We start from the raw sequence: 15,472 nt of genomic DNA on the forward strand, positions 1-15,472 counted from the left end.
GTAAGAAAACAATTCAGAGGAGATGGATGAAATGGCAAAAGTTCAAACTGTGGTAACTGCAAAAGATACAGGGGAACGCTTAACTCCAAAAGATGCAATTGTTTTTAGCGCAAGAATAGGATCTGGGTCTGCCGATGTGGAGCTTAAGCCAGAGCAGGAGTTTCAAAAGATGATTGGATTTGGCGGCGCTTTCACTGAAGCTGCAGCCTATACGTTATCACGCCTGAGCCCGGAGAAACGGGCAGAGGTTATTCATCGGTACTTCCACCCTGTAGAGGGATTAGGCTATAACATGGGGCGTGTTCATATTCATAGCTGTGATTTTGCCCTCGGAAATTATACGTATGTTGCTGATCATGATACAGAGCTAGCTACTTTTGATATCTCTCATGATCATAAGTGGGTACTTCCGCTGATAAAAGACGCCATGGAAGTAAGAGGCGGCGCATTCACGATGCTGGCTTCTCCTTGGAGCCCTCCGGCATGGATGAAAACAAATGGGGAAATGAATAACGGTGGATCTTTGAAGCCGGAATACGCAGAGGTTTGGGCACGCTACTATACGAAGTTCATTGAAGCTTACGGAAAAGAGGGAGTGCCAATTTGGGCGGTTTCCGTGCAGAATGAGCCGGCTGCCGTTCAAGTCTGGGATTCATGTATTTATAGTGCGGAAGAGGAACGGGATTTTGTTAAAAATTATCTTGGACCGGTGATGCATCAGACAGGCCATTCAGATGTGAACATCGTAATTTGGGATCATAACCGCGATATTATGGTCGAACGTGCTTCGGCAGTACTATCTGATCCTGACGCAGCAAAGTATGTGTGGGGCACCGGTATTCACTGGTACGGTGGCGAGGAGTTCGACAAGGTCGAAAAGGTACATGATTTATTTCCTGACAAGCATCTGTTGTTCACAGAAGGCTGCCAAGAAGGCGGCGTTAAGCTGGGAGAATGGTTTACTGGTGAACGTTACGGCAGAAATATGATTGGAGATCTCAATGCGTGGACAGAAGGATACCTGGACTGGAACCTGGTACTGGATGAGACGGGAGGTCCCAACCATGTAGGCAATCTCTGCGATGCACCGATCATTGCAGATACGACAACAGATGAAGTGCACTATAACAGTTCTTATTATTATATTGGGCATTTCAGTAAATTCATTGCGCCAGGTGCAGTACGGATCGGATTTACGTCTGAAGCAGAAGGCATCCTAACCACAGCATTCCGTAATCCTGACGGAAGCATTGCTGTTGTACTGATGAATGAAAGTGAAGAAGTACACAATGTAACGTTAGGTCTAGGCGAAGAGATTGCGAGCTGTGAGCTAGCGCCGCATTCCATCGTAACGCATTTGATTTCATAAATAATCTACAACCTAGGAGGTCATAAGTGTGAGCAACTATTATTTCGAATCAGGTACATTTGTAATGGAGCAATTTGACGAGGGAAAGCCTTTTTCCAGTTTCCTACCGGGTCTTGCCGGACTGAAGGGGATTCCGATGTGGACTTTTTATGTGAACCGCGGTCAGGCCATTTGCAGCTTCGGGGTACGCGATAAGAACTCGCCGATCATGGAATTCTCACCCGCAAATATATCTTATAAGAACGTAGGGACGACCGGTTTCAGAACCTTTATCAAGATTAAAGGGGAGCAAGAGATTTATGAGCCGTTTCAATCGGCACGTCCAGATCCTGCAGCCAAGCGGATCATGACGATTTTGCCTAACGGGCTTAACATTGAAGAAAGCCATGCCGGGCATGGTCTGAAGACGACTGTACACTATTTCAATCTGCCGAATGACGATTATGCGGCATTGGTACGTCGGGTAGAGATTGAGAACATCGGTGGTAAAGAGATCGAGTTAGAACTGATGGATGGTCTGCCAGAAATCCTGCCTTACGGTGTAGAGAATAGTGGATACAAGGAAATAGGTAATCTGCTGCGCAGCTGGATGGATGTATACAACTTAGAGAATGGCATTCCGTTCTATAAGCTGCGTTCCAGCACTAATGATAGTGCGCAGGTTAGTGAAATCACCAATGGACATTTCTATTTGTCCTTTACGGGAGAAGGAGAAAAAGTCTCGCCAATTGTCGATTTCGAGCTAGTCTTTGGTGGCAACACCTCGCTTACGTACCCAGACCGCTTTGCGGGATTAACCCTTGCCGAACTGGGCGAGCTTCCACAATACCCGGTCAACAAGGTTCCGTGCGGTTTTAGCGGAGTGGCAAGACGTTTAGCACCAGGTAGCAATCTGATCCTGAATACACTGGTTGGACATGTAAATGACATCGACAAAATCAATAAGAAGGCAGAGCAGTTATGCCGCGATGAATATATCCTGTCTAAATCTCAAGAGGCCGCAGGTCTAACGGAAGAATTAACGGAAGACATTGCCACTCACACTTCATCGGCTGTGTTTGATGCGTATTGCCGTCAATCCTATCTCGATAACTTCCTGCGCGGAGGCTATCCTTTTGTCTTCGACAATGGTGGGGATGGCTTTGTCGTTCACTTATACTCGCGTAAGCATGGTGACTTGGAGCGTGACTACAACTTCTTCTCTCTCGCCCCAGAATATTATTCACAGGGGAACGGAAACTTCCGTGATATGAATCAGAATCGGCGGAACGATGTGTTTTTTAATCCGAAGGTGGGTAGCTTCAACATCAAAATGTTCTATAGCTTGATACAAGCGGACGGTTACAACCCGCTGAGCGTACAAGGAACAACCTTTGAAGTGAAACCGGACAGTAAGACGCAAGCTGTGAAGTGGATCGAGGAGGCTGCGGCAGATCATCAAGCTGAGCTTGTAAAGTTGTGCAGCACTCGGTTCACACCAGGTAGTTTAGTGAACTATATTGCAGATCATAACGTTACCCTGAAGGTAAGCGAACAACAATTTCTGTCGGGGCTACTAGCCTTGTCGCAACAAAACATTGAGGCTGCTTTTGGTGAAGGCTTCTGGTCGGATCACTGGACGTATAATATGGATCTGGTAGTTGGTTATTTGGATATCTTCCCTGACAAAAAGCAGGAGCTTCTGTTTGGGGATAACACCTATGCGTTCTATGACAGCCCGGCGTATGTGCTGCCACGAAGTGAGAAATATGTAATCAGTGATGGAAAGGCTCGGCAATATGGTGCACTTCTTGAGGATGAGGAGAAGCTGCACAAGCTGAAATGGAAAGCTGGAGATACCCATTGGCTGCGTACCGAAGGTGGACACGGTGCCATTTACCACACCAATCTGTTCGTGAAGATGCTGTCTCTTGCCTTGAATAAATTCGCTACACTTGACCCTTATGGTATGGGGGTAGAGATGGAAGGCAATAAGCCGGGCTGGAACGATGCTATGAATGGACTGCCGGGATTGTTCGGCTCCGGAATGAGTGAGACTTTTGAGCTGAAACGTACCGTCGTCTTTTTGCTAGAGGCTCTGAAAGGCAAAGAGAACGTCCAAGGCGCTGTAGACTTGCCAGAAGAAATTGCACAGCTGCTTGAAGAGGTACATCGTGCGGTAACGGCTGTCCTAGCAGGAGATTTGGAACAATTCAATTATTGGGACATTGTAGCTTCAGCGCGTGAGGCTTATAGAGCACGTATTCGTTTCGGTATTACTGGGGCTGAGTCTGCAGTAGCCTTAGAATACATTCGTGAAGCCCTCTCCAAATTCTTAGTTAAAATCGACGAGGGGATCAACAAGGCGGTAGAACTCGGTAACGGACTTACCCCAACCTATTTCCGCTTTGAGGCGAAGAAATTCCAGCAGGTAACAGATGCTGAAGGTCAACCGGTACTTAGCGGATACGGTCTGCCAAAAGCTGTAGTGGAGGAGTTTGAGGTATATGCTTTGCCATACTTCCTTGAGGGACCTACTCGCTGGTTGAAGACGTTGAAAGATCCGGTGCAAGCCAAAGAAATCTACAATTTGATTAAGCAAACGGAGCTGTATGATCCGACTACGTCTATGTACCAAACCTCGGTTAGCCTAGAGGGAGAGTCTCATGAGATCGGGCGAATGAGAGCCTTCACACCAGGCTGGCTAGAGCGGGAGTCTAACTTCCTGCATATGTCCTACAAGTATTTGCTTGAGCTGCTGAAGGGCGGTCTATATGAGGAATTCTACGGCGAGCTGAAGACGTCGCTGGTGCCGTTCCTTGATCCTGCGGTTTATGGACGCAGTACACTGGAGAACTCATCTTTTATCGCAACTGGAGGGAATCCTGATCCCAATAACCACGGTAGAGGGTTCGTAGCAAGACTAAGTGGATCGACCGCTGAATTCCTCAGTATGTGGAGAACGATGATGGCCGGAAGCCATATTTTCAGAGTAGAAGATGGACAGCTTACGTTATCTTTGGGTCCGGTTCTACCGGGCTGGCTATTTGATGAACAAGGCAATCTTTCTTTCACATTCCTTGGTGGTACGGAAGTAACGTATTCGAACCCGCAACGTGAGAATACGTTTGGTGAGAAGAAGGCTGTTATTCAGAGCATGACGCTCGTCTATCACGATGGTACGGTGGCTGAAATTTCTGGAGCACTCGTTCGTGGTGAAGAGGCAGAGGCTCTGCGGCGTGGTGAGATCAAGCAAATTCGAGCAATAATGGCATAGAAAATGAGGGAGGGCCTAGGCCCTCCCTCATTTTTTTCTCCAAATATAAGAAAGTCTTTGAAGGACGCCGAAGGTGTTTTAGCTTGAACCCGAAAAATGGAACCTATAACCCGAAATTCAAAGCCTTACGGAGACAGGCAAAAGCAAATACAATAAATACATAGATATTGTAAGCGCTTCAGAAAAAGAAAAAGATATGTAGCCTGGAGGTCCAAAGGATGGAGAACAAAAAAAGCGTGGAAGTAAGTCCAGCGATGAATCCGTTAATTCCTGGCAATTTCGAAACCGGTAAAGTAAATCGTAACTCGCTGTGGAGGAGATTTGTAGCCCAGCGTCATTTACAGACCATGGCCCTACTAGGCGTAGCCTGGATGATCATCTTCAACTACATTCCAATGTATGGAGTTATTATTGCCTTCAAAGAGTTCAATATCGTAAAATCAATTTCCGAAGCTCCATGGGTAGGACTAGCTCATTTCAAAGAATTCCTACAAGATGAAAGCTTGGTTGACGTTATTAGGAATACGTTAGGCATTAGCTTAATCAAGCTCTTCATCGGGTTTCCACTGCCGATTATATTCGCGCTATTCTTGAACGAGGTTCGTTCGGTGAGATTCAAAAAGTGGATTCAGACGATTTCGTATTTACCTCACTTTCTCTCATGGGTTGTACTCGGCGGTATTCTAGCGACATGGCTAGCGGATATAGGGATTATCAATAACATCTTGTTAGCGCTAAATATCATTGATCAGCCGATTACCTATTTGGCCGAACCTAGCTACTTCTGGACGATTGTTATTTCCTCTGATATCTGGAAGGAACTTGGATGGTCAGCGATTATATATCTGGCAGCAATCTCTGGTGTATCTCCTGAAATGTATGAGGCGGCTACGATTGATGGTGCTGGAAGATTCCAGAAGATGTGGTTTGTTACGCTGCCGGCGATTAAATCGACGATCAGTATTCTCTTCATTCTTGCAGTCAGTGGTGTACTAAGCTCCAACTTCGATCAGATCTTGGTGCTACGTAACTCGTTGAATGATAGTGCAAGTAATGTAATCGATTATTATGTGTACTACACAGGGATTCTCTCAGGCCGCTTCTCCTATTCGGCTGCGGTTGGACTATTAAAATCGATTATCGCTCTAATCTTGCTGCTGATAGCTAACCAAGTGTCTAAAAAAATCAACGATACATCATTGTTCTAGGATAAGGAGGACCTACACATGTTTGCTCTCAATCGCAAAACGAAGGGCGAGGCCCTATTCGATATCGTCAACAATATCATTATGCTGTGTATTTGCTTCATAACGCTTTATCCGATCTGGTACGTACTCGTCAATGCCTTTAATGAAGGCACGGACGCTATGCGAGGTGGTATATACTGGTGGCCGCGGGTGTTCAGTCTAGGAAACTTCAAGGCAGTGTTCGACAGCCCTGGCATTATGCAGGCGATGTGGATTACCGTTGCCAAAACAGTGATCGGCACAGTCCTGCATGTATTTTTCACAGCGATGGTAGCCTATGCATTTTCTCGTAAAGGCTTGATTGGCGGAAAGTTTTACATGTTAATGGGTACTGTTACGCTCTTCTTCGCGGGAGGGTTGATCCCGAGCTTCTTGCTTATCAAAGACCTTCAGTTACTAGATAATTTCTTAGTGTATATCATTCCTGCGATGTTTAGCTTCTTCGATCTTATTATCTTCATGACCTTCTTCCGAGAGATCCCTGAAGGATTGGAGGAAGCGGCCCGGATTGATGGGGCTAATGATTGGTCCATCTTCCTACGAATTGTGCTTCCAGTGTCTATGCCTGTTATTGCGACCATTGCGCTGTTCCACGGCGTGTTCCAATGGAATGATTATTTTACAGGTATGATCTATATCAATAATACAGAGTTACAGCCGATTCAGACGTATCTGTTCCGCGTTGTAGCACAATCTAGTTCGACTCAAATGATGGTTGCTGCACAAGGTAGCGGTATGACAAGAAGCGTAACGTCACAGTCTATTAAGCTGGCGACGATGGTGGTCACCACACTTCCTATCGTGTTCGTATATCCTTTCTTACAACGCTACTTTGTTAAAGGCATGATGATCGGCTCCATTAAGGGCTGATCCTTAGTAAAGGTAACTCCTCCAGCAGCTCATCTCTATGAGCTCTGGGGTTGAGCTTATAATTAACAATCATAGAAAAGGGGTAAAGAATATGGGTATGAAACGCAAACCGAGAACAGCGATGACTCTACTTCTGGCAGCGGTTATGGCCTTGTCAGCTGCAGGCTGTTCCAGTGGAAATAACGCTAAAGGAAATTCGGATGGCACTAAAGAAACGAACACGGGGGCGACGGATACACCTGCTGCTACATTGTCTGCGGATGAACCAGGTTGGAAGATTGACACTTCACCGATTACGTTTGACTGGTACCTGAACTTCTCTTGGTTCCCCAACAAATGGGGTGTGGACCCAACTTCCCAATATGTAACTAAGAAAACCGGCGTTGATATTAATTTCATCGTTCCGGCTGGTAACGAGAATGAGAAGCTGAACACACTGATTGCCTCTGGTAAATTGCCAGATTTCATTACATTGGGCTTCTATGAAGATGCGATAAAGAAAATTATCGAAGGTGATCTTGCACTACCACTGAACGAGCTTGCTGATCAATATGATCCTTATTTCTACAAAGTATCCGATAAAGATAAGCTGAATTGGTACACTCAAGAAGATGGTAATGTGTACGGCTACCCGAACTCTTCTTCCTCTCCTGCCGACTATGAGAAATATGGAGAGAACTACGTATCCAACCAAGTATTCGCGGTACGTAAGGATATGTATGAAGCGATTGGCAGTCCTGATATGCGCACACCAGAAGGATTCTTGAATGCGCTTAAGTTAGCGAAAGAGAAATTTCCTGACGTAAATGGACAACCGCTAATCCCGCTTGGTCTGCATGAGTTTGGTGTAAACGGTAATGATTCTCTGGAAGGTTATCTTCAGAACTTCCTGGCGATTCCTAGAGAAAAAGATGGTCAGGTATATGCCCGTGAGACAGATCCTGAATATATCCGCTGGATGAAGACGCTTCGTCAAGCGAATCAGGATGGACTGCTTGCTAAAGATATCTTTATCGATAAACGTCCACAAATGGAAGAGAAGATCGCTCAAGGCCGTTATTTCGCGATGCTCTATCAACGTACAGACTTTGCAGCGCAACTAGGTACGATTTACCAACAAGATCCTAGCAAAACTTATATTGCTATTGATGGTCCTTCGAATACGAACTTGGATCAACCGACCCTTGACGGACCTGCGATCGCAGGCTGGACAGTGACGCTGATCTCCAAAGATGTGAAGGATAAAGCTCGCGCTATCCGCTTCCTAAGCTACTTGAACAGTGAAGAAGGTAATAAAGACTTGTTCCTCGGTGAAAAGGGTGTCAGCTACGAAACGATTGATGGCAAAGACCAATTTAAGCCTGAAGTGTTTGATCTAATGAATAAGGATCGTTCGGCATTTGATAAGCAATACGGATCTTCGTTCACCTACTGGATGATGCAGAACACGAATATCACGGATCAATGGGCACCTAAATCAGTAGAACCTTTTAAACAATTGGAAGATTGGACGAGAGGAAAAGCGACTAGTACTTCAACATTCCAACAGATTGATCCTACAGGTAACTCCCCTGAAGGCATCATTGCTACAAAGCTGAAAGAACTGCGTGGGAAGACGATTCCTAAGCTGCTTATGGCTTCTTCAGATGCTGAGTTCGATAAAATATGGACTGAGTATTTAGCGAAACAAAAGGATATAGGTGTAGATAAATTCCAAGCCTATCAACAGAAAAAGTATGAAGAGAACAAAGTGAAGCTCGCCCAATAAAAAATAACCCAGAAGCCCGCTGATTGCGGGTTTTTGGGTTATTTTCAAACAAGAATAAGGTATAGTTGTTAAGTAAGTTAAGTATGTTAAGTATGTTAAGTATTCACGATATTAGCGAGGTGAACGTTGAAGAAGTGAAGAGGGAGAATTTGCGTGAGCGCAGCAGAGAAATATGGAATTCCTTCTTGTATTGGTGGGGGCGAAGGTCGCTGCAGAGTCGTTTGATTGCTGCCTATGTTTTTATTATTATAGGTCCGTGCTTGTTGGTGTCCGTCTATTTTTATGAGTCTATCAACAATACCTATTTCCGAGATGCTGTTGAGAAAAATGAATATTTGCTGCAAATGGAAAAATTGCATATCCACAATCAAATTGAAGCGATGGAGCGGGCAGCACAGATGGCGTATTCTGACTCGGATGTTAAAGACTTTCTTGCGAATGAGACTGAGCCGATGCTTGAAGATTTGGTTGATTTTAATACAAATGCTTATGTGAATATGACACGTATTCAATTTAATAATCCGAATATTGAGCATTTACGGCTGTATTCGAAAAGTAAAACGATGCATGAAATTTGGCCGATTTTATTTCGTGAAGAGCGAGTCTCTTCCGAGCCCTGGTACCAGAAAGCACAGCAGTTGGAGGGACAGGAGTACTGGTCTTTTCAAAGGAGTGATCCGGATCTGATGCAGAGATACTTGGGTGCACCGACTGAGAGTTTGCCGAAGGTTTCTTTACTACGTGAGATGAGTCGTCCTGCTGGCAACCATATTGGGATGGTTCAAGTAGATATGATGTTGAACCGCTTTACGCCAAAGACATATACCGATGTACGGGATAACCAGACACAAATGTTCCTTGTAGATGGTGAGCTCCAGCTATTTACTCGTCCGGATCAGTCTTTTCTTCAGGATAACGAGGAGATGGCCAGTGTTATTACTGAACGATACAAGAACTTCAGGGCTACTGGTGAATGGGATAGCAGTTATTCAGCCAACGGTAAATCTTATTTACTTATTAACACACCGCTGGAACGCATTGATGCTTATCTGTTAAATGTGGTCTCAACGGAGGGTGTTTTGAAGGATATCTCCCGTACACGCAACTTTATTATTGGGGCTAACATCGGATTTATTATTTTACTCACGTTGATCGCTTATGTGATGAATGCCTTTATTCTAAAAAATCTGCGCAGATTGACCGAAACGATGAAAAGCGTGCGCAGAGGTGAAGCCTATAGTGGAATTACGATTCGGGGTGGGGGAGAAGTCGGTGAGCTTGCCCATCATTTCTCTAAGCTAATGAATACAATTAATACGTTGGTCGCTCAGGCTGTGAGTAAGCAGGCATTGTCCAAAGAGGCTGAGCTGCGTACGCTGCATAATCAAATAGATGCACATTTTTTGTATAACACACTTGAAAATATTAAAATGCTTGCTGAAATTGAAAATCAACGAACGATATCAGACGCACTAACTTCGCTCGGTGGAATGATGCGTTATAATTTCAAATGGTCTGGGGAGTATGTGAAGCTTCGCGATGAAGTCCGCCATATTGAGAATTACATTGAAGTAATGAATATTCGTTTTGAGTACCCGGTTAAGCTTGTACTTCATATTGAACCTCGATATTTGGAGCTGGAGGTGCTGAAAATGTCACTGCAGCCTATTGTAGAGAACAGTGTTAAGCATGCTTGGAACGGTGAGAAAGAGAATTTAGAGGACCCGAACATTCATATTCATATTTCGGAAACGGAAGGTGATATTTCCATAGAGCTTCGTGATAATGGTATCGGTCTTACCCCAGAACGTCTAGTTGCTTTAAACGAGGCGATATATGCTAAGGATGAATGTTGTGACAGCTCTTGTGAACAGAAGAAGGATGTAAACCGAAGAGCAGGTGGCATAGGGCTACGGAATGTACACCAGCGTCTGCAAATCTTTTATGGCGAAGAATACGGGCTTGTAGTACAGAGCGAGGCAGGAAGTTGGACGATGGTACGTCTGACCTTGCCGAAAGTTCTTTTGACGGGAGAAAAACAACCATGAAGAAATTACTGATCGTTGATGATGAGAAAAATATCCGTGTAGGTCTGAAGATCATGATTGAAAGGGAATTTCCGTCCGCATATACGATCATAATGGCGAGCAACGGCGCAGAGGCGCTCGAGGTATTTAAGACAGACGGTGCAGATATTATTATTACGGATATTCGTATGCCGGTGATGGACGGAATTATGCTTTTGGAGCAGTTATCTGTAGAAGTTGGCGAGAAAAGACCAGCAGTGGTAATCCTAAGTGGGTATGATGATTTCGAATATGCTAAATGTGCTATACGTTATCGTGTGAAGGATTATCTACTTAAGCCGATTCGCCGAGATGAGCTGTTCGAAATCTTGAAGCATATCCATAAGGAACTGGAAGAACAGGAGTTCAGTGTCAAGAAAATAGAGCGGGAAACAGAACAGTTTCGTAAAGAGCTACGCTCCAGCCGTTTGCGGGGACTGCTGCAGCAGCAGGAGGTTCAATTGGAGTCCGAGCAGCAAGCGGAGCTAGAGGGGTTGGAGGTTCCTTTTATTGTAGGTGTGCTGAATTACTACTATAATGATGGTACACGGATGAAATCTGCAGAAGTTCAGGGGCTCATCGAACGTTTGATGGGGCCGATTGAGAAGTGTTTTTTGGAAATTATAACGGACTGGGATGGCAGATTAGTCTTGATCGGGACTAGTACTCAGAGCTTTATGGAGCTGTCCCGTCAAGCTGATGCTAGAGAAATAACCGGTTTATCAATCGGGATCAGCAGTGAGGGAAAAAGTCTCGAAGTACTTCGTTCTTGTTATAAGGAAGCGTGCCGGGCGCTGCAGTATACTTTTTTATATCCGCAAGAAAATCTTTTGGATTATGAGGATGTCAGTCAAGAACGACGTAATTTTCCTTTGCCGAAGGAGGAGCTTCGGAAGCTGCTTAATATGCTTGGAACCGAGCGTGAGAAGGAAATAAAGTACCTGCTGTCCGTTATTTTTCAGACTGAGCATTTGAAGGAACTGGACTTGTCTTATCTTGAGAACGTAGGTCAGAGCATCAATGAGCAGGTGCTGGATGAAGTATTTCGGGTATATGGCGAAGCCTCGGTGGAGGTGCTAAAGCTATATCGTACGGTTGGTAATATGTATAACTATCGTCATTTCCATGATTATTATCGTGCGCTTGAGAATTTACTCCTGAGTGTGAATGATTACATCTTAGGGGTACGGTCTGCTCATACGGAGCATGCTGATATGGAGGAAGCGCTGAATTATATTGAAACGAACTATGCTCGTCCACTAAATATGGCTATGGTTAGTAATCATGTGTCTTTGAATTATTCTTATTTTAGCGAAGCCTTCAAGGCATATACCGGTGAGAATTTTGTCATTTATTTAAAAAAGGTTCGTATCCGTCATGCAAAAGCACTGCTAGCGAAGGGGTGTAGCAAGCTTGCCGAAGTCTCGGAAAAAGTAGGCTTTGAGAACAGTAAGCAATTTGCCCGTGTATTCAAAGAGTTGGAAGGGATCTCTCCAGGGGATTATAGAGCCAAAATACTGTCTGAAGATTTGTCGTAAATGACAGGACAAGTAGCTATAGTATAAATCATTGCTGCGCTTGTAACCGTAGTGAACATTATGGGTGTCGTTAGAAGTGATCCTCCTATATAATGGCTGTGAGAAGCTTTGCTAGAATTGGCAACATGAGAGTTTGGAGGAATGAAGGGTGGAAGAAATTCAAGGAAATTTGATTACAGTTCAGACGCTGGCAGAGGATTTTCGGAGACTGGGTGTTCAGGCGGGGATGACGATTCTACTGCATTCGTCCTTCAAATCGCTAGGCCAATGGGTGGCAGGTGGGCCGGTTGCCGTTATTTTGGCGCTGGAGGAGGTTCTCGGAGAATCAGGCACACTTGTGATGCCGACTCATTCCAGCGATCTGACAGACCCTGCTGGCTGGAGTAACCCGCCGGTACCCGAGTCATGGTGGCAGACGATCCGGGAGCAGATGCCTGCTTATGATCCAGACCTGACTCCGCTGAGAGGGATGGGGATTATTCCAGACTCTTTTCGTAGACAAAAAGGGGTGAAGCGCAGCGATCATCCGATTCATTCATTTGCGGCTTGGGGCAAGCATAGAGATGAGATTGTATATGGTCACACCCTCGAATACGGTTTGGGGGAAGATTCTCCACTAGCTCGTATTTATGATCTGGGTGGAAGTGTGCTGCTGCTAGGTGTAGGAAATCTAAACAATACTTCATTACATCTTGCTGAATACCGAGCCTTGTATGAAGGAAAGAAGGAAGTCATTGGCGGGGCACCCATGATGGTGGATGGTCATAGGCAGTGGGTGGAATTCAAGGAGCTAGATTGGAACTCTGACGATTTCGTTGAACTGGCTGAGCAATTCGGACAAGAGACAGGGCTCATTACTTATGGTCATATCGCCTCAGCTACAGCTCAACTAATTCCGCAACGTGAAATCGTTGACTTTGCAGTGAACTGGATGGAGCGAAACAGGAAGTAGACTATCTCTGGATTTGGGAGTAGGAGGAGAGGCGGCGAATGAGTACTACAACGATATATTTAACGCGTCATGGGCAGACGGAATGGAATGTGCAGAATCGTATGCAAGGTCATATGGATTCTGACCTCACGACACTTGGCGTACAACAGGCGGAATGGTTGAGCCGGGGAATGCAGGCTATAAATCTGGATATCATTTATGCAAGCTCCAGCCCAAGAGCACTGCGTACAGCTGAGATTATACGTGGAGAGCGGGATGTTCCGCTGAAGATTTCCGATGGATTCAAAGAAATTGGCATGGGCGTATGGGAAGGTAGAGATTCTGCTGAACTGGCAGCTCAGTATTTGGACCAGCATCGTTATTTCTGGAAGGATCCCGACCAGTTTAAAGTGGAGGGCAGCGAGACCTTCGCAGAGGTGCAGACAAGAGCGCTAGAGAAGCTTCAGGAAATTCTCAAGGCTCATCAGGGTGAGACGATTCTTATCGTAACGCATACGGTAGTGATCAAGCTCTTGATGGCTTATTTCGAGCGCAGAGAGTTGCCTAAGCTGTGGGATCTGCCTTACATATATCCAACCTGCTTATCCAGAATTGATTTTACGGATGGCGTGGCGGAGATCCTATTGCACGGGGATACAAGTCATTACGAAGAGAATGAGACGGGGATGGAAAGTTAGGATAGATAGTTTTTTGAAAAAAAGACGATCTCTTAGTGCCTGCTGCACTTAGAAAATCGTCTTTTTGTGCTATTTATTCATCGCTTGATGTGGAAACTCTAGTTGCTCTAATCCATCCATATACTTGCGCAGCGCCTGAGGGATGTAGATAGAACCATCCTCTTGCTGGTGATTCTCCAGCAGCGGGATTAGAATTCTTGGTGTAGCCACTGCGGTGTTATTTAAGGTATGGCAGTATTGTAAGCGACCGTCCGTATCCCGATAACGGATGCCCGAACGGCGAGCTTGGAAATCGAGTAGATTAGAAGCCGAATGGGTCTCACCGTATGCGCTTCTGCTAGGCATCCATGTCTCGATGTCATATTGCTTATGTGTCTTCAGGGACATATCCCCTGTGCAGACGGCCATGACCCGATAGGGGAGCTCTAAGAGCTGGAGAATATGCTCAGCATTCGCGAGGATTTCGTGAAGCATATGGTCCGACTCACCTTCATCATTACGGCATAATACGACTTGTTCGATCTTCGAGAACTGATGAACACGGTACAGACCACGAACATCTCGCCCGGCTGATCCAACTTCACGGCGGAAGCAGGTCGACATTCCAGCAAGTCGCATGGGTGTGTCTAGTTCCACAATCTCGTCGCTGTAGAGCGAAACTAGCGACACTTCCGATGTGCCCACCAGCCAGCGGTTATCTCCGCTTAGCTCGTATGTCTGATCCATCCCTCCAGGGAAGAAACCCGTGCGTTCCAACGCTTCCGGACGGACAATCACGGGAACATCCATCACAGTAAATCCGCGTGCAGTGAGAACATCTAGAGCCAGTCTCTGTACAGCGAGATGTAGCCTTAGGCCTGCTCCTTTAAGTACATAGCTGCGAGGCCCACCGGCTTTGACGCCACGGGGGATATCAATGATATCGTGCAGCTCGCCTAGCTCCACATGATCACGAGGCGTAAAGGCGAATTCCGGCACAGCTCCATTCAGCCGCAGTTCTACGTTATCTTGATCATCGTGACCGATGGGTGTGTCCTGCGACACTGGATTCGGTGCGAGCAGCATGAGCTCTCTACAGCGGCTTTCAGCCTCGTTCAGATCTGCTTCCAGCAGGTTTAGCCGATGATTGAGTTCTCGTACCTGTGCCTTGACGATCTCTCCAGAAGGGCGGTCACCCTTACGTAGTAATTGTTCAACCTCTTTAGTTAGCCCATTACGTTCGGCTCTCATTTGTTCGGTTTCTTGGCGCAGGCCCCGGCGCTTTTCATCCCAATCCAGCAATTCATCGAGTGGGAAGTCGACTCTTTTCCAGGTGGCAGTGTTTCTTACAAGTTCTTGATTATCCTTAATCCAGTTCATTTCCAGCATATCGCTCGCTCCTTTTTGTTTAAAAGATAAGAAAGTATAAGGTTCACACTTCACTTTATCCTTCTAATTCTCGCATAAACACTTACCGTCCTTATAAGGACGCTGAAGGTGTTTAAGCTTGAAAAAACGCAAAAAACGCCCTCATCCATGGGACGAGGAGCGTCAGCTCGCGGTGCCACCCAGGTTGATCGAATCTTCTTAACAACAGAAAAGGATTCGACCCTCTTTGGTCTTCGCGGTAACGGGCGAAACCCGGTGAACTTAGGGAGTCAGTATAGGCTCCGGTCGCAGACGCCTCACGGTTGGATGCCGGTCATTGGCCTGATTTTTGGATTTAATATTGTTGCTTAGTATATCGTAA

The 15,472-nt window shown here is 45.6% G+C and carries 10 protein-coding genes; 9 read left to right on the forward strand and 1 reads right to left on the reverse strand.

All coding sequences use genetic code 11. The features are described 5' to 3' along the window. Nucleotides 1-31: 31 nt before the first annotated feature. From NST74_RS02260 to NST74_RS02300, 9 genes are all read left to right on the forward strand, one after another. Nucleotides 32-1,369, forward strand: coding sequence for a glycoside hydrolase family 30 protein (locus NST74_RS02260; RefSeq protein ID WP_341110239.1), 1,338 nt, complete (start codon nucleotides 32-34; stop codon nucleotides 1,367-1,369). Nucleotides 1,370-1,397: 28 nt separating this feature from the next. Then, nucleotides 1,398-4,625, forward strand: coding sequence for a cellobiose phosphorylase (locus NST74_RS02265; protein WP_341110240.1), 3,228 nt, complete (start codon nucleotides 1,398-1,400; stop codon nucleotides 4,623-4,625). Nucleotides 4,626-4,843: 218 nt separating this feature from the next. Further along, on the forward strand, nucleotides 4,844-5,833 hold the full coding sequence (locus NST74_RS02270) for an ABC transporter permease (protein ID WP_081389681.1): 990 nt from the start codon (nucleotides 4,844-4,846) through the stop codon (nucleotides 5,831-5,833). Nucleotides 5,834-5,851: 18 nt separating this feature from the next. Continuing rightward, nucleotides 5,852-6,742 (forward strand): carbohydrate ABC transporter permease, encoded by an 891-nt coding sequence (locus NST74_RS02275; RefSeq protein WP_042123720.1) that lies wholly within the window; start codon nucleotides 5,852-5,854, stop codon nucleotides 6,740-6,742. Between the two features lie 91 nt (nucleotides 6,743-6,833). After that, nucleotides 6,834-8,510: an extracellular solute-binding protein gene (locus tag NST74_RS02280; RefSeq protein ID WP_042123722.1), complete on the forward strand. Its 1,677-nt coding sequence runs from the start codon at nucleotides 6,834-6,836 to the stop codon at nucleotides 8,508-8,510. Nucleotides 8,511-8,593: 83 nt separating this feature from the next. Then, nucleotides 8,594-10,558 carry a cache domain-containing sensor histidine kinase gene (locus NST74_RS02285; protein WP_341110241.1) on the forward strand — a complete coding sequence of 655 codons (1,965 nt, stop codon included), beginning with the start codon at nucleotides 8,594-8,596 and terminating at the stop codon, nucleotides 10,556-10,558. Continuing rightward, nucleotides 10,555-12,114, forward strand: coding sequence for a response regulator (locus NST74_RS02290; RefSeq protein WP_341110242.1), 1,560 nt, complete (start codon nucleotides 10,555-10,557; stop codon nucleotides 12,112-12,114). The genes NST74_RS02285 and NST74_RS02290 overlap by 4 nt, the downstream gene beginning before the upstream one ends. Nucleotides 12,115-12,262: 148 nt before the next feature. Continuing rightward, nucleotides 12,263-13,066, forward strand: a complete 804-nt coding sequence (locus NST74_RS02295; RefSeq protein WP_341110243.1) for an aminoglycoside N(3)-acetyltransferase — start codon at nucleotides 12,263-12,265, stop codon at nucleotides 13,064-13,066. Between the two features lie 38 nt (nucleotides 13,067-13,104). Then, the gene (locus NST74_RS02300; protein ID WP_341110244.1) at nucleotides 13,105-13,743 is read left to right on the forward strand and encodes a histidine phosphatase family protein; all 639 of its coding nucleotides are present in this window, start codon (nucleotides 13,105-13,107) and stop codon (nucleotides 13,741-13,743) included. A 69-nt stretch (nucleotides 13,744-13,812) separates the two neighbouring features. On the opposite strand, the gene serS is transcribed toward NST74_RS02300, so the two are convergent. Further along, nucleotides 13,813-15,111 carry a serine--tRNA ligase gene (gene serS, locus NST74_RS02305; RefSeq protein ID WP_341110245.1) on the reverse strand — a complete coding sequence of 433 codons (1,299 nt, stop codon included), beginning with the start codon at nucleotides 15,109-15,111 and terminating at the stop codon, nucleotides 13,813-13,815. Nucleotides 15,112-15,472: the final 361 nt, after the last annotated feature.

The organism is Paenibacillus sp. FSL F4-0125 (assembly GCF_038008565.1).
GTDB lineage: Bacteria > Bacillota > Bacilli > Paenibacillales > Paenibacillaceae > Paenibacillus_AQ.